The sequence below is a fragment of the Acinetobacter sp. 24-47-64 genome (genome assembly GCF_057737055.1).
This window is the reverse complement of the sequence record NZ_CM173215.1, coordinates 176437-192523: the sequence shown is the minus strand read 5'-3', so window position 1 is coordinate 192523 and position 16087 is coordinate 176437. Positions and strand designations below refer to the sequence as shown.

The window sequence follows — 16087 nt, the reverse complement described above, 5'->3', positions numbered from 1 at the left end:
AAAAACTAAAGGTATTGATTCAGGACATGAATATGTTTTTGCAATGACCCTGTATTCCGTTGCATGATCTTTTGAGCCTGATTTTGTACTGCTAAAATCGTTTCATCCTGAGATAAGCACTGAATAAGATGATTCACCACCTCTTCCGTAGTTTGACCGATTAGAATCCCTTTTTCTTCCACAAATTCATCGACAATGGTTTGAAAGTTAAAGTAGTTCGGTCCAATCACAGTCGGGACATTGAGTGATATTGGCTCTAAGATATTATGCCCACCGCCAGGTTCATTTAATGATCCACCCACAAAACTTGCTTGGCTCAATGCATACCAAATCCACATTTCACCCATACTATCAGCAAGATAAACTTGTGTATCAGCCTCAATGATTTCACCTAAACTACGTCGATGCATTTTTAACTCATGACTTTGAATGGCTTGTGCAACTTCATAAAAACGTTCTGGATGACGCGGTACAATAATCAGCAAGACGGCAGGATGATCATTTAAATAATCTTTAAACTTAGATAACAGATTTTTCTCTTCAGGATGATGTGTGCTTGCAATCGTAATAATTTGGCGTGCTTGCAAATCCCAATCTTGATGAATTTGTTGCGCTTTCAATAGCATTTCTTCGGGCGCATGAATATCAAACTTAATACTACCCACTGTTTGACTATGCGCTGTAGCAGCACCTAAAGCCCTAAATCGATTCAGTGAAGCTTCATCTTGAGCCAAAAGTTGAGTCAGACCGCTGAGCATAGGCTGAGTAATACTTGGTACTTTGGCGTATCCTTTTGCTGACTTTTTAGATAAACGTGCGTTCACCAAAAAAGTGGGTATTTTACTAATTTTCGCCTGATCAATTAAATTGGGCCATAGTTCCGTTTCAACCAAAACCAACATTTTAGGTTGATATTTTTTTAAAAAAGCACTGACTAATTTTTTTTGATCTGCAGGTAAATATACTGCTTGAAAAAGATCTACATATGGTACTTTTGCAAATAAGGATTTAGCTCGTGCCTGACCTGTTTTGGTGGTATTCGTAACCAACACAGCATACCCAAGCTTTAAATAATGTTCTATCAGAGGTTGTGCAGCATTGGTTTCTCCAACTGAAACCACATGAAACCATATCGCATTAAGATTTTTTGGAGATTGAAACGGACCGAAGCGCTCTAAGCACTCTTGATGAAATTGCTCAATATTGTCTGCTCGCTTTTTTATACGCCATTTATAAATTGGCTTTAATAAAGCCAATGCTGCGTTATACCAAAATGGAGTTGTCAAAACGTAAGACCTCGAGCTTTCTTAAAAAAATAGGGCATGACCACGAAGTTGAGATCATACCCTGCGAATTTTTTCGGTTCAAATACTTATCTTAAATTTCAATTTCCTTGTAAAAAAGGATAATCGATATAGCCTTCAGCCACATTCGTCCCGATCATATTTTCTAACTTTAATTCATTCAAAGGAGCATTCTGTACCAAACGCTCATATAAATCAGGATTGGCGATATAATCTTTACCAAAAGACACTGCATCAGCTTGACCTGAAGTGAGAAGTTGTAAAGCATCCTCTCGACTTAAACGCATATTGGCAATAAAAGGAATACCTTGTCCACGCGCTTTTAATTCTTGACTAATACTGTCTTCTGCCAAATATTCACGTGTAAAGAAAAATGCAATGTGTCTTTGACCGAGTTGTTCTAACACATAACCAAAAGTTTCACGTGGATCATCATCACCCATATCGTGTTCATCACCACGAGGAGCTAAATGTACACCTACTCGACCAGCACCCCAAACTTCAATTAGCTCATCCACGACTTCTAACAAGAAACGCGCACGATTTTCCACCGAGCCGCCATATTCATCTTCACGCTGATTGGTTTTCGATTGCAAGAATTGATCAATTAAATAACCATTCGCCGCATGCAATTCCACACCATCAAATCCTGCCTCTTTAGCACGAATTGCTGCTTGTTTATATTGCGCTGTAATCGCGTGAATTTCAGAAATTTCTAATGGACGTGGCAAGACATAAGGACGTTTCGGACGCAACAAACTGACATGTCCGGCTTGTTGAACAGCACTCGCCGAAACGGGTATATCACCCTTCAGTAAATCTGGATGTGACACACGTCCAACATGCCAAAGCTGAGCGACAATTAAGCCATCTTTGTCATGAACAGCTTGGGTTACTTTCTTCCACCCTTCCACTTGAGCATCAGTGAATAATCCTGGCGTATTTAAATAGCCATTCGCCTCCTCAGAAATTACGGTCGCTTCTGAGATAATTAATCCACTACTTGCACGTTGCGCATAATACTCAGCCATCATTTCTGTTGGTACACGATCATCTGTCGCACGACTACGCGTTAAAGGTGCCATAACCACGCGATTTTTGAGCTTTAATTCACCAAAGACTACTGGGCTACTAAAATCAGTCATTCATCTATCCTCTTCACTCATTATCGTTAGAGTGATTGTTGAAGGTGTTCTGCAAAACTTTTTATCAATGCTTCATTACGAGAAAAATAAGACCATTGACCATGCTTAGTAACATGAACCAAACCTGCTTGTTGTAAAACAGATAAATGATTAGACATGGTTGACTGAGATACATCTGCAATTTTTTCAATCTGTCCTGCACATACGCCACGACTAAAATCTTGCACGCACTCATCTTGTGGAATAAAGCGCTCTGGATCTTTTAAACATTGTAAAATTTGGCGGCGTATCGGGTTCGATAAGGCTTTGAAAATTGCTTCAGTATCCATCTCATTTCACTCAAGTTAATGATCTGCACTGTGCTGAACTCATTATATCGATTTTTATAGATATTAATATCGAATTATTACGATATTTAACAAATCGAGTTTATGAATGACTGTGCCGAATAATTCTGATTCTAACATTGAACTGATTTAATCTAGCAAGCTTCGTGCTAGAACGAAAAAGGCAGGGCTTTTGCCCTGCCTTTTTTTAAAAAAATATTAAAGCCCTTGTTTCAAACTAGCTTCAATAAATTTATCAAGATCACCATCTAACACGGCACCCGTATTTGAATTTTCAACGCCAGTACGTAAGTCCTTAATACGTGAATCATCCAACACATAAGATCGAATTTGGCTCCCCCACCCAATATCCGATTTAGAATCTTCTAGTGCTTGAGCTGCTTCATTACGCTTATTCATTTCCAATTCGTACAATTTAGCACGAAGCTGTTTCCAAGCATGATCACGGTTAGCATGTTGTGAACGCTGGTTCTGACAAGCCACCACAATTCCAGTAGGTGCATGGGTTAAACGCACGGCAGAATCTGTTTTGTTAATGTGCTGACCACCTGCACCTGAAGCGCGGTATGTATCCGTTCGAACATCTGCTGGATTGATCTCAATTTCAATGTTGTCATCAATTTCTGGAGACACAAAAACCGCTGAGAATGAAGTGTGACGACGGTTGCCTGAGTCAAAAGGTGATTTACGAACTAAGCGATGTACACCTGATTCAGTACGTAACCAACCATAAGCATATTCGCCTTCTACACGAATTGTTGCCGATTTAATCCCAGCCACATCACCGTCAGATTCTTCCATTAACTCAGCTTTAAAGCCATGACGCTCAATCCAACGTAAGTACATACGTAATAGCATAGATGCCCAATCTTGAGCTTCAGTACCACCTGACCCCGCTTGAATTTCGACATAGCAAGGATTTGGATCCATTGGATTACTAAACATACGTCTGAATTCAAGTTTAGCCAGTTCAGCCTCAGCTGAATCAAGTTCTGCTTGAACATCTGCAAGCATTTCTTCTTCATCCGCTTCTACAGCAAGATCAAGCATCGCTTGTGCATCATCAAGTTGTGTTGCTAAACCATCTAAAACATTTAAAACGTTTTCGAGCTCACCTTTTTCTTTCGCCATCGCTTGGGCACGATTTTGATCATTCCAAATTGCTGGATCTTCAAGTTCGCGGAGAACCTCCTCTAAACGCTCTTTTTTTAGATCGTAGTCAAAGATACCCCCGTAGTGTTTGACCACGTTCGCTCAAGTCTTTTAGCTGGAGAAGATAAGGATTAATTTCCACGGTGTAGATCCTAAATATGTCTATATCAAAATTGCCAATATTTTAACACAGCCAAGTAAAACTTGAGAGTTTGCTTTTTTATTCAATATTCTCTTGACCATTGTTTAGTTATTATTAACAATACATTTAATTATTAAAAATACTTACTTTATTTTTACAACAATAAGCAGAGACTTATGAAAATGAACAAAACCTATTTGGCTTTGGCCATCCTCCCTTTGACAACTTCAGCCATGGCCTACCAAGCTCAAATTGATGCTGGATATACCTATTTTGACCATGATAGTCTCAAGGTTGATTATCACGGTGTATTTGAAACAGAAGGTACTTATTACTTCAAAGCAGTTGATACTGAAAATAAACCACTTAATGAGGCTGCATTTCTTGGCCACCATAATCGCGTTTCAGCGAAATATAGTTTTCAGCATATTAAAGACGATAAATTGTATATAAATGAAACAGTTGCGCAAAGCAAACAAGAGCTGCACGGCTATTCAATAGGGGGAGAATATTATATTGATCAACTGTACTTCACAGGTGAGGTCGGTCGTCAACATTATAAAGTGGAGTCACGCTCAAGCTCACTAAACGGTTCATCTCATGCTAAGCAGCGTTTCGATCTAACCACCTATAGAGCTCTCGTTGGTTATACTCCTATTCAAAATTTACTGATAGCAGCAGGTATTAATGCTTATAAAGGTGAAGGCTTTGATGAAAATGCTTTTGCTTTAAAAGCCAAATATGTCACCCCATTAGGCCAAAATGGTCAATATCTCAATTTAGAATTGGATGGTAGCTTTGGACATGATATTGATTCGATTACATTTGGTGGGGATTATTATTTAACTCAACGCTTAAGCCTAGGTAGTGCTTATACGCGAGATACGAATAGCACTAGTAAAATTCATAAAGACGAATACCAATTACGTGGCAAATACTTTATCAATAATAACCTCTCTCTTGGGAGTATTTTAAGATTCAGTGATGATGAAGATAAGTTTAATATAAACGGAACATATCGATTCTAATTCCATTCAACATGGGGAAGTAGCAGTGCCAAAACTGCTACTTTCGTTCAAATTGCATACAATTCATATTGAAAAGCAACATAAAATGACTAAAACACCTTATCTTTCACATGAATTAACATGATTTTTTATTTTTTAAAATCAATAATTTAAAGTTTTATTTTTACATAAAAATTACACAAGATACATTACTGTTACTTTTGCTTGATTGATCCTTCATGATTTTCCCCTACACTGAACTTGTAACAAAAAATGTATTAACAACTAACTCTATTGAGGGGAAGTATCCATGAAAAAATTAGCAATCGCGTCTGCACTTCTTTCTGCTTTAGCTGTAACTGGAACTGCAAATGCATATCAAGCTGAAGTAGGTGCTTCTGCAGGTCTTATCGATCCTGATAATGGTAGTACAAGTGGTTCATTTGGTGTTGATGGTACTTATTATTTCCAACCAGTTCAAACACGCAATGCTCCACTAGCTGAAGCTGCATTCCTTGATCGTGCAAGTAATGTAAATGCGAAATACCAATACAGCGAAGTTGGTGATGATGAAAGACATCAATACGGCGTAGGTGTTGAATACTTCGTACCTAATTCTGATTTTTATGTAAGCGGTAATGTTGGTCGTGATGATCGTAAATTTGATATTGGACCTGATTTTGATGAGACAGTTTATGGTGCTGAAGTAGGTTATTTGCCTGCACCTGGCTTATTAATTGCAGCAGGTCTTAAGGGTTACGATAACGACTATGATGATGGTGTTGACCCAACATTACGTGCTAAATATGTAACTACATTGTCTAACGGTAAAGATATCAACTTAGAAGCTGGCGCTGCATTCGGTGACCTTGATGAATATAATCTAGCTGCTGATTACTTCATCGATAAAACTTTAAGTGTTGGTGTGGATTACTATAGTAAAGATACTGGTCCTGCAGATACAAACGAGTTTGGTGTAAGCGCACGTAAATTCTTTACACCTCAAGTAAGCTTAGAAGGTCGTGTAGGTTTCGGTGAACTTGCAAATAATGATTACAACAAGTTCGGTTTAGCTGCTAAATATCGCTTCTAATATCTTAATTAAAATTTAGTGTTTCTTAAAAGCCCATCTTAATGATGGGCTTTTTTTGTGCAAAATCCCGATGGAATGTCATTTTTTGTGCATTGACTCATCCCCTTTTGTTCTTACAATAGAAATCAGCTGTCACAAAACAGTCATATTTCTATAACAAAGAGAGTCAATATATGTTTAAAAAAATTACACTTGCGACTGCACTTATTGCAAGCTTAGGAACTGCACATGCGTATCAAGCTGAAGTTGGGGCTACAGCCAAATTGATCGATCCTGATAATGGTAGCAATTCTGCAGGTTTTGCGCTTGATGGCACATATTATTTTAATCCTGTTCAAATCAAGAACTCTCCATTGAACGAAGCTGCATTTTTAAATCGTTCGAGCAACGTGAATGCAAAAGTATCTTATGACGACTTTGATGTAGTCGAATACTGGAATTATGGTGTTGGAATTGAATACTTTGTTCCAAATACTGATTTCTATCTAAATGCCAATCTTTCTCAGGAAACTCAAAAAATACCTAACACCCCTGATAATGATGTCACAAACTATAAAATTGAAGCTGGTTATTTCTTAGCACCATCTTTATTGGTCGCAGCTGGTTTACGTGGTTGGGATGATGACAACGATGATGGTATTGACCCTACTCTTCGAGCAAAATATGTCACTCAAATTGGCGCAAACGATGTGAATTTAGAGGCTGGTGCTGCATTTGGTGATTTAGATGAGTTCTCTTTAAGAGGCGATTATTACATTGATAAAACACTCAGCGTGGGTGTCGACTATTTCAATCAAGATTTCAACGGCGGATCTTTTGATGAATTTGGTGTAAATGCTAAAAAATTCTTCAATCAGCAAGTAAGTGTCGAAGGTCGAATTGGTTTTGCAGATGACGGTAATACCTTTGCTGTACGTGGTGCATACCGCTTCTAATCTTTGAGTGCTAAAAACCGCTCTAATGAGCGGTTTTTTATTGATGCATATGTAAAATGCGCATTTGTAAACTGGTATTGCCATTAAAGGTATTTTTATCCAGCTCATAGACCAAGCGAATTTCATTGAGCATCGGATCAAACTGATATTTATCTGCTGCGTTAAAGGCGATTGCCTCCACCACTTGACCATTTTCTAAAGCTACACGCAGTTTCAAGTGCACATCCTTAAGCCAGCGATAATCCAAAATTTTAAAAACTCCCTCGAATACAGGCGCAGGAAACTTTTGCCCCCAAGGACTTAAATTTTGTAATACGTCCACCGTTTCAATTTGGAAAGCTGATGCTGGCAACTCCCCATCCGTCCATAAAGTTGCAGTAAACAGACTTTCATCTTGACTGGCGATCAACTGCTCAAATACCTGCTTAAACTCAGCAAAATGTTCTTTTTTAATGGTTAGACCTGCAGCTGCAGCATGCCCACCAAAGTGACTGACAATATGTGGATATTGCTCAGCCACACGCTCAATCGCATCCCGAATATGAATTCCCTCAATCGAACGCGCTGAACCTTTGATATGAATGCCATCTTCATCACGGGCAAAAACGATACTCGGACGATGGAACTGCTCTTTTAAGCGTCCTGCCACAATTCCAATCACGCCTTGATGCCAATGTGGCTCAAACATAATTAACGCTGCAGGTATTGCATCCTTATCTAGCTGAATTTGATCTAATGCACTTAATGCTTCTTGTTTAATCTTGCCTTCAACCTGACGACGCTCAACATTGAGTTGATTCAGCTGTTCAACCAAAGGATATGCTGTAGCCAAGTCGGATGCCAAGAGACATTCGATGCCAATGTCCATGGTTTCCATACGCCCTGCCGCATTAATTCGCGGTCCAATCACAAAACCTAAGTCTTGCGCTTTCAGTCCTGCAGGATCACGTTTTGCAATATCTAATAAGGCTGAAATCCCGGGGCGACATAATCCTTGTTGAATCCGCTTTAGACCACTGTCGATTAAGATTCGGTTGTTATAGTCCAAACTGGCAACATCGGCATAGGTCCCAAGCGCTACCAAATCCAAATAGTTAATCATTTGTGAAAAAGACTTGCCCATTTTTTTACGATGACTAGATAAATTCGCCAACACATAAAAGGCAACTCCTACTCCTGCCAAAGCTTTACTTGGAAACTCACAACCGAGTTGATTCGGATTCACCACTGCCTCAGCCATAGGCGTTGGCTTGGTTGTGAGATGATGATCAGTAATAATTACTTGCATGCCATGATCTTGGGCTTGCTTAACTCCATCATGACTTGAAATACCATTGTCGACCGTAATCAACAAATCAGGCGTAAAGTTGGCAAACGCAAGATCTGCTATAGCAGGTGTCAAACCATAGCCATACTTAAAGCGATCAGGGACTAAGTAATCAACATCTGCCCCCATGTCACGCAATGCAAGCATCATCAGTGCTGTACTGGTTGCACCGTCAGCATCGTAGTCACCGACAATCACAATTTTTTTGTGTTGATTGATGGCTTGGTCAATCAACTGAATTGCAGCATCCAAACCTTTCATGGTTGGCGCCAATAAATGTTTTAATTTCAGTTCTAATTCTTGTTCAGATTCAACGCCACGACGTGCCAAAATTTCGGCAATAAATGAAGGCACGCCCTGAAAATTTTCAGGGCGTGTTAAAAATGGACGTTGCTTGATTTCAAGTTTTGGCATTTATGGCATCAATCGTTGTAATTTCCACGCACCGTCGATTTTTTCATAACACAAACGGTCGTGCAAACGGTTTGGGCGACCTTGCCAGAACTCATAATAATCTGGCTCTATACGGTAACCACCCCAGAAATCAGGCTTATCTAAAGTTTGTTGATCTGCCACACGCTCATGCAAATCATTAAAGCGTTGCTGTAGCTCGTCACGGCTCGCAATCACACCACTTTGTGGGGTACTAATATGCGCTGCAATTTGGCTATCACGCGGGCGCTTATGGTAATAATCAGCGGATTCTTGTTCCGAAATTTTTACCACTCGACCTGAAATGCGAATTTGGCGTTCTTGTTCAGCCCAATAAAACAGTATTTGCGCATAAGGATTGGCTACTAAGTCGAGTCCTTTTTGGCTGTCATAATTGGTATAAAACGCATAACCATTTTCATCGGCACCGCGAAGTAATACGGTACGTACGTGCGGTCGACCCTCAGCATTTGCTGTAGCCAATGACATGGCATACGGTTCGTGAAGCTGAGCTTCTAACGCATCGTTAAACCACAATAAAAACTGTTCATGTGGATTAGCATTCACCTGATCCTCATGTAATTCGCCTTTTTGATAATTTAGACGCAGTTCACTGAGATCTTTAATCAAATCACTCATGAGATCAATCCCCGATTAAGCTGCTGCATTAGCACGTACAGCATCTGCCAAAGCATGTGCCAGTGCAGTCACTTCTTGAAGATTATCACCTTCAACCATCACACGAATTACAGGTTCAGTCCCTGACTTACGAATCAGTAATCGACCACGACCTTTAAGTTGCGCTTCGGCTTTGGCAAATTCTGCAGCCAATGCAGGTACTGAGTATGGATCAAACATTGCATCTAAACGGACATTTACAAGCACGTTTGGCAGTAATTTAAAGTCAGCAACCAACTCATGCAATGCTTTCTTCTGTTCAACCATGACAGTTAAGACTTGTAGGGCTGCAATAATCGCATCACCTGTGGTGCTCTTGTCTAGAGTTAAAATGTGACCTGAAGGTTCACCACCAATAACCCAACCGTTTTCCTCTAAACCTTGCAGTACATAACGGTCACCAACTTTGGCACGAAGCAGTGGAACTTCTGCTTTTTCAAGTGCTAATTCAAGTGCCATATTGCTCATGAGCGTACCGACAATACCGGCTGGTTTATTGGCACTTTGTGTCGCCAAGATATATAGAATATGATCGCCATCAATCAGCTTTCCATTCTGATCCACTAGAATGACACGATCTGCATCGCCATCAAATGCAATACCCAAATCTGCTTGATGCTCAACAACAGCAGCTTGCAAACTCTCAGGATGAGTTGAGCCACAGCCTTGGTTAATATTCAAACCATTCGGTTCATTATGAATCGCAATCACTTTGGCACCGAGCTCACGGAATACCGCAGGACCCACGTTATATGCTGCTCCATTGGCACAGTCGACGACAATCTTTAAATTGTTTAAATCATAATGGTATGGGAACGTTGATTTACAAAATTCAATATAACGACCTGGAGCATCATCAACACGCACACTTTTTCCTAGACTCGCAATATCATCAATGACAATATCTTTCTCGAGTTCAGCATTAATCTCATCTTGAAACTCGTCTGGTAATTTTTTTCCTTCTGAAGAAAAAAACTTAATGCCATTATCATGATAAGGGTTATGTGAAGCTGAGATGACAATCCCTAAACTGGCATGCAAAGCACGAGTTAAATGAGCAATGGCAGGCGTAGGTAATGGACCCAATAAATGCACATAAACACCAGCTGCGTTTAAACCCGATTGTAAAGCCGCTTCTAAAATATAACCTGATAAACGAGGATCTTTGCCCATCACCACAATCGGTTTATTTCTTTTTGTTCTACGCTTAAGTACTTTACCCGCAGCAAACCCTAATTTGAGTGCAAACTCAGGTGTGATTGGAAATACACCGAATTTCCCACGAATACCATCAGTACCAAAATAACTCATTCATTCTCTCACTTCTTAGCGGGTGATTAACATCATCCTTTTTCAATGCGCACCACTTTACACCAAAATAAAAAAACCGTCATTTACATGACGGTTTTTTTTAAAAATTGTTTTATAACAGGCAATTAACCAACACGGTAATTCGGTGCTTCTTTAGTAATGGTCACATCGTGAACGTGTGATTCAGACATACCCGCAGACGTGATTTTCACGAATTTCGCATTTTGACGAAGATCTTCAATCACTGCAGAGCCTGTATAACCCATAGATGAACGTAAACCACCCATCATTTGATGCACGATGTTGCCCATTGGCCCTTTGTAAGGTACGCGGCCTTCAATACCTTCTGGAACCAACTTCTCAGCACCTGCTTTAGAGTCTTGGAAATAACGATCCGCAGAACCTGTTGCACCCGCCATTGCCCCCAATGAACCCATGCCACGGTAAGCTTTGTAATAACGACCTTGGAAGAATTCAACTTCACCTGGTGCTTCTTCAGTACCAGCAAGTAAAGAACCCACCATAATCGTACTTGCACCTGCACCGATCGCTTTTGCCATATCACCTGAGAAGCGGATACCACCGTCTGCGATCAATGGAATTTGATCTTTCAGTGCGTTAGCAACAGAATCGATCGCCGAAATTTGTGGCATACCAATACCTGCAACAATACGAGTCGTACAGATTGAACCAGGACCGATACCTACTTTCACAGCATCTGCGCCTGCATCAAGTAAAGCCAATGCAGCATCGCCAGTCGCAATGTTACCGCCAATGACTTGAACTTGTGGGTAGTTGGCTTTAACCCAACGTACGCGCTCGATAACACCAGCAGAGTGACCATGTGCAGTATCGACTACAATCACGTCAACACCCGCATCAACCAATGCTTCAACACGGCTTGGAGTTTCAACACCTGTACCAACTGCAGCACCCACACGTAAACGACCTAAGCCATCTTTACAGCTATTTGGATAAAGCTCAGCCTTATTAAAATCTGTTACAGTGATTAAACCTTTTAGTTCGTTGTTTTCGCCAACAACAATCACTTTCTCAATGCGATTTTTTTGGAGAAGTGCCTGAATGTTTTCTTTCGATTCACCTTCGCGAACGGTGACCAAACGATCTTGACCAGTCATGATGTTGCTTACTGGCTGTTCAAGATTAGTTTCAAAGCGTGTATCACGACCTGTCACAATACCAACTACTTTGCCATCTTTCACCACTGGCACACCGCTGATATTGTTCGCTTGCGTAATTGCGATTAACTCACGCACAGTCGTTTCAGGGGTTACTGTAATTGGATCTTTCACCATGCCTGCTTCGAATTTTTTCACACGGCGTACTTCAGCAGCTTGCGCTGCAATATCCATATTTTTATGAAGGATACCAATACCGCCATTTTGTGCCATTGCAATTGCCATACGGGATTCAGTCACCGTATCCATTGCTGCAGACACAAGAGGGATATTCAAATTAATGCCGCGAGTTAAACGTGTCTTTAGAGAGACATCTTTTGGGAGAACAGTAGAGTAGGCAGGGAGTAATAGGACATCATCAAAAGTTAACGCGTCTTGAACGATGGTCAACATAACAGTCTCACTGGTAATTTCCGTGCGCCATTATATACAAATTTTAAGGTAAATTTCATTTCTTATTATCGACAATTTTATGAAATTTACCCACCACTCCTATTTTTATGCAATTTACTATCCGAAAAAATCATAATAAGAGCATATAAAACAGAAGCATATTTGAAATCATTCAAATTAACTGACCTGATCGTAATCGTCATCATTCGACGATGGAACAATTTCAATATCAATTAATGGGATCAGATGATGGGCTTGTCGAGCTTTGGCACATTGCGCATCTCCGGCTTGGACCTCTCTACACGATGAACTGCGAACCGTATAGATCGAGCAAGAGACCTGCTTCCCTATTTCTCCTTCTAGAGCAACGCATCGCGGGTTAGTTTGATTCGTCCCCACCATACAAGCATATACAGGGTTAATATCCTCAACCATCTCGGTAGGGATGTTCATCGCTTCCGCACCATAAAATGAAACACGGAAATAGGCACAACAAGCACCACAACTTAAACACGCATCCTGTGCAGAAATCTGAGAGAGCATTTTTAAATCTCTTAAAAATAATTTTTTAGTGACGAAATCCTAAAAAAACTTAATTTCAAAAACAAGATTTATTTTTATTATATTTATTTACTAATCAATAACTTCCATTAAAAAAATGCACCATTATGAATCACTTTCATGGTGCATTATTTCAATACTATTTATAAATAAACTAAATCTTTTGAAGATTCAGATCTTTATGCGTATACAACCATTTATAAACAATAATGTTGTACTAAAGTGCCCACACCAATGACAAGGAAAATTATTGCGCCAATTTTGTGAATCAAGGAAATAGGTAATCGATTCGCCAATTTATCACCAATAAATACTGCCGGCGCATTAGCGATCATCATACCTAATGTCGTTCCAGCCATCACCCACCAGATACTGTCAAAACGTGCAGCAAGTGCCACTGTCGCAATCTGCGTTTTGTCGCCAATTTCAGCCAAGAAAAATAAAATAAATGTCGCTCCAAAAACGCCAAATTTTTGCCATTTTTGAATACTTCCTGACTCATCCTCTAGTTCATCAGGGACCAGCATCCAAGCGGCCATAGCAATAAATCCTATTGCTAGAATCCACATGAGGATCTCGGGACTTAAAATTGTTGTAACCCATTGTCCTAGAGCAGCGGAAACTCCATGATTGACAATTGTCGCTAACAAAATAGCAATTAAGATTGGAACGGGTTTACGAAAGCGTGCAGCAAGAAGTAAAGCTAACAATTGGGTTTTATCACCCATTTCAGCTAGTGCGACGATACCTGTAGACAGAAGGAATTCATACATGATGTCTTTCTCTGGCTAGCATAACAAATACCAATGACCCACCATCCCTGCTAGCCAAAAATCCGCAGAATGGTAAATCAAAGGTCTTGCCAACAAAAGAAAGCTCAAATAGAGCTCATTTGGTTCTTTGCTATGATGACCATGCTCGTTTTAGAGCAAATATGTTGACCATCACCTGTTCTATTGCAGAACAGCGGCTACTCCCCAATGAAGTTTATCCATTATAAGCCTGGCTTTTTGTTTTTACAAATAAAAACCCCACCGAAGTTAGGTTTTGATTCTGCAGACAAAATACGTTAAAAATATTTAAATGAGCAATGTACGAATATCTTTAAGCAGCTTCGTCAGTTTATTAGTAAAGCGAGCAGCATCAGCACCATTAATGACACGATGGTCATAAGACAATGACAATGGAAGCATTAAACGTGGATCAAAACCTTGTCCATTCCACACAGGTTGCATCGTTGCAGGTGAAATACCCAAGATTGCCACTTGCGGCCAGTTGACAAGCGGAGTGAATGCCGTACCACCAATTGCGCCTAGGCTTGAAATCGTGAAGTTGGCACCTTGCAGATCTTTCGGTGACAATTTCTTATCACGTGCTTTTTGACCTAACTCACCGAGTTCAACTGCGATTTGCTTAATTGATTTTTGATCTGGATTACGTAGCACAGGCACTGTTAAACCATCTGGTGTGGCAACAGCAATGCCCATATGGATTTCTTTACGCAGTAATACGGTTTTGCCATCATCAGACAAGTGACCTGCAAACTCACGTTCTTCTTTTAGCAAATGCGCTACAGCTTTGATGATGAATGCCATAATGGTCAGGCTAATGCCTTCTTTCTTAAAGTTGCCTTTAAGCTCATTTCGCCATGTTTCAAGTTCCGTAATATCTGCCGCATCAAATTGGGTCACTTGCGGGATATAATTGTTCAATGACAACTGTGGAATAGACACTTGCTGTAAACGTGTTAACGCTTTTTCTTCTACACCACCAAAGGCATCAAAACTTGGTAATTTAGGCAATCCTGCTGGTGCAGCAACTGTCGGTGCAGCAGTTACAGGTGCTGGTGCAGTTAAACGTGTTTTCACATACGCAAAGATGTCTTCTTTCATTAAGCGTGCATGTGGACCAGAAGCTTTGACTTCTGCCAACACAACACCAAGCTCACGCGCCAACTTACGTACCGCAGGACCAGCATATACTTTGGCATTTGCTGCATTTTGCTCTTTGGTCAGTTTATCTGCTGAAGGGGCTGCTGTTTGTACAGGAGCAACCGCTGCTTGCGCAGGGGCAGCTTTTGGTGCTTCCGCTTTTGTAGTCACTGGTGCTGATACAGGGGCTTCTGTAACTGGGGTTGCTTGACCTTCAGCTTCAATCGTGACTAAAGCCACACCTTCAGACACATTTTGACCCAATTCAATATGAATTGCGGTAATCACACCTGTGGTGGTACTTGGTACTTCAACGGTCGCTTTATCTGATTCAACCACAATGATGCTTTGGTCTTTTTCAACCTTATCACCAACAGCCACTAAAATTTCAGCTACAGCAGCTTTGTCTACACCTAAGTCAGGGACAGCAATCTCAATTTTACCTGCTGGCGCTGAAGCAACTGTCGCTTTTGTTGATTCTGCAGGTGGTGCCTCTGCAGATGGAACAGTCGTCGGTGTAGTTTCTGCAGAAGCTTGCGCCGCGGTTGATGCTGAAGCTGCTGTTTTCACTTTCAGAATCACAACACCTTCTTTCACTGTATCACCGACTGAAATTTCAATCGATTCAACTGTACCCGCAACAGCACTTGGAACTTCAACTGTCGCTTTGTCAGACTCAACGACAATGATACTTTGATCGGCATCAATTTCGTCGCCAACCGCAACCAAGATCTCACCCACAGTGGCTTTTTCAACACCAATGTCTGGTACTTGAACATCAACAGTTTCAGATGCCGTTGCTGCTTTTGGTGCTTCCGCTTGAGATTGGGCTACAGGTTCTGCGTGAGCTTGTGCTTTCGATTCTTCAACTTGTGCTGTAGGTGCTTCAGATGACGTTTGCCCCTCCGCTTCAAGCTCTACCAAAACCGCACCTTCAGCAACTTCGTCACCAAGGCTCACCAAAATACTTTTCACCACACCTGCTGAAGTGCTTGGCACTTCAACAGATGCTTTGTCAGACTCCAACAAAACAATGCTGTCATCGACACTAATCGTATCACCCACTTTGACCAAAATTTCAGCCACTGTAGCTTTATCTACACCAATATCAGGAGTCGTAATTTGCATGC

Annotated in this window: 14 protein-coding genes and 1 riboswitch; of the genes, 3 read left to right on the top strand and 11 right to left on the bottom strand. The window is 40.6% G+C overall.

The window, feature by feature from the left end; all coding sequences use genetic code 11:
* Positions 1-5: 5 nt before the first annotated feature.
* The 4 genes from AC1M85_RS00920 to prfB all read right to left on the bottom strand — a co-directional run bounded on the left by AC1M85_RS00920 (position 6) and on the right by prfB (position 4090).
* Positions 6-1286, bottom strand: coding sequence for a 3-deoxy-D-manno-octulosonic acid transferase (locus AC1M85_RS00920; protein ID WP_180028486.1), 1281 nt, complete (start codon positions 1284-1286; stop codon positions 6-8).
* 98 nt (positions 1287-1384) lie between these two features.
* Positions 1385-2449 carry an alkene reductase gene (locus tag AC1M85_RS00915; protein ID WP_035265802.1) on the bottom strand — a complete coding sequence of 355 codons (1065 nt, stop codon included), beginning with the start codon at positions 2447-2449 and terminating at the stop codon, positions 1385-1387.
* 26 nt (positions 2450-2475) lie between these two features.
* Positions 2476-2778, bottom strand: coding sequence for an ArsR/SmtB family transcription factor (locus tag AC1M85_RS00910; protein ID WP_035265803.1), 303 nt, complete (start codon positions 2776-2778; stop codon positions 2476-2478).
* 216 nt (positions 2779-2994) lie between these two features.
* A protein-coding gene (gene prfB / locus AC1M85_RS00905) for a peptide chain release factor 2 (protein WP_143047395.1) occupies positions 2995-4090 on the bottom strand; the annotation gives its coding sequence in 2 pieces (ribosomal slippage) (positions 2995-4017 and positions 4019-4090; 1095 coding nt in all).
* A gap of 176 nt (positions 4091-4266) precedes the next feature.
* Between prfB and AC1M85_RS00900 the strand changes: the two genes are divergently transcribed.
* The 3 genes from AC1M85_RS00900 (at position 4267) to AC1M85_RS00890 (ending at position 7125) form a co-directional block, all read left to right on the top strand.
* Positions 4267-5118 (top strand): putative porin, encoded by an 852-nt coding sequence (locus tag AC1M85_RS00900; RefSeq protein ID WP_481594501.1) that lies wholly within the window; start codon positions 4267-4269, stop codon positions 5116-5118.
* A gap of 289 nt (positions 5119-5407) precedes the next feature.
* Entirely contained in the window at positions 5408-6190 is a 783-nt protein-coding gene (locus tag AC1M85_RS00895; protein ID WP_035265806.1) for a putative porin, read from the top strand.
* 173 nt (positions 6191-6363) lie between these two features.
* Entirely contained in the window at positions 6364-7125 is a 762-nt protein-coding gene (locus tag AC1M85_RS00890) for a putative porin (RefSeq protein WP_180028487.1), read from the top strand.
* Positions 7126-7162: 37 nt separating this feature from the next.
* On the opposite strand, the gene recJ is transcribed toward AC1M85_RS00890, so the two are convergent.
* From recJ to AC1M85_RS00855, 7 genes are all read right to left on the bottom strand, one after another.
* Entirely contained in the window at positions 7163-8866 is a 1704-nt protein-coding gene (gene recJ, locus AC1M85_RS00885) for a single-stranded-DNA-specific exonuclease RecJ (RefSeq protein WP_488213377.1), read from the bottom strand.
* Positions 8867-9523: a pyridoxamine 5'-phosphate oxidase gene (pdxH, locus tag AC1M85_RS00880; RefSeq protein ID WP_488213376.1), complete on the bottom strand. Its 657-nt coding sequence runs from the start codon at positions 9521-9523 to the stop codon at positions 8867-8869. It lies immediately after the preceding gene.
* A 15-nt stretch (positions 9524-9538) separates the two neighbouring features.
* Positions 9539-10873, bottom strand: a complete 1335-nt coding sequence (glmM, locus tag AC1M85_RS00875; RefSeq protein WP_035265813.1) for a phosphoglucosamine mutase — start codon at positions 10871-10873, stop codon at positions 9539-9541.
* 125 nt (positions 10874-10998) lie between these two features.
* Positions 10999-12465 carry an IMP dehydrogenase gene (gene guaB / locus AC1M85_RS00870; protein ID WP_488213375.1) on the bottom strand — a complete coding sequence of 489 codons (1467 nt, stop codon included), beginning with the start codon at positions 12463-12465 and terminating at the stop codon, positions 10999-11001.
* Between the two features lie 177 nt (positions 12466-12642).
* On the bottom strand, positions 12643-13008 hold the full coding sequence (locus AC1M85_RS00865) for a YkgJ family cysteine cluster protein (RefSeq protein ID WP_179999146.1): 366 nt from the start codon (positions 13006-13008) through the stop codon (positions 12643-12645).
* A 215-nt stretch (positions 13009-13223) separates the two neighbouring features.
* Positions 13224-13799 (bottom strand): TMEM165/GDT1 family protein, encoded by a 576-nt coding sequence (locus AC1M85_RS00860; RefSeq protein WP_035265818.1) that lies wholly within the window; start codon positions 13797-13799, stop codon positions 13224-13226.
* 75 nt (positions 13800-13874) lie between these two features.
* Positions 13875-14017: riboswitch (yybP-ykoY riboswitch) on the bottom strand.
* Between the two features lie 88 nt (positions 14018-14105).
* Positions 14106-16085: a 2-oxo acid dehydrogenase subunit E2 gene (locus AC1M85_RS00855; protein ID WP_488213374.1), complete on the bottom strand. Its 1980-nt coding sequence runs from the start codon at positions 16083-16085 to the stop codon at positions 14106-14108.
* Positions 16086-16087 lie beyond the last annotated feature (2 nt).

Bases quoted from the DNA above. Each gene is read 5' to 3' on its own strand.
- AC1M85_RS00915 (WP_035265802.1), bottom strand. From the start codon at position 2,449: ATGACTGATTTTAGTAGCCCAGTAGTCTTTGGTGAATTAAAGCTCAAA.
- AC1M85_RS00910 (WP_035265803.1), bottom strand. From the start codon at position 2,778: ATGGATACTGAAGCAATTTTCAAAGCCTTATCGAACCCGATACGCCGC.
- AC1M85_RS00900 (WP_481594501.1), top strand. From the start codon at position 4,267: ATGAAAATGAACAAAACCTATTTGGCTTTGGCCATCCTCCCTTTGACA.
- AC1M85_RS00895 (WP_035265806.1), top strand. From the start codon at position 5,408: ATGAAAAAATTAGCAATCGCGTCTGCACTTCTTTCTGCTTTAGCTGTA.
- AC1M85_RS00890 (WP_180028487.1), top strand. From the start codon at position 6,364: ATGTTTAAAAAAATTACACTTGCGACTGCACTTATTGCAAGCTTAGGA.
- recJ (WP_488213377.1), bottom strand. From the start codon at position 8,866: ATGCCAAAACTTGAAATCAAGCAACGTCCATTTTTAACACGCCCTGAA.
- pdxH (WP_488213376.1), bottom strand. From the start codon at position 9,523: ATGAGTGATTTGATTAAAGATCTCAGTGAACTGCGTCTAAATTATCAA.
- glmM (WP_035265813.1), bottom strand. From the start codon at position 10,873: ATGAGTTATTTTGGTACTGATGGTATTCGTGGGAAATTCGGTGTATTT.
- guaB (WP_488213375.1), bottom strand. From the start codon at position 12,465: ATGTTGACCATCGTTCAAGACGCGTTAACTTTTGATGATGTCCTATTA.
- AC1M85_RS00865 (WP_179999146.1), bottom strand. From the start codon at position 13,008: ATGCTCTCTCAGATTTCTGCACAGGATGCGTGTTTAAGTTGTGGTGCT.
- AC1M85_RS00860 (WP_035265818.1), bottom strand. From the start codon at position 13,799: ATGTATGAATTCCTTCTGTCTACAGGTATCGTCGCACTAGCTGAAATG.
- AC1M85_RS00855 (WP_488213374.1), bottom strand. From the start codon at position 16,085: ATGCAAATTACGACTCCTGATATTGGTGTAGATAAAGCTACAGTGGCT.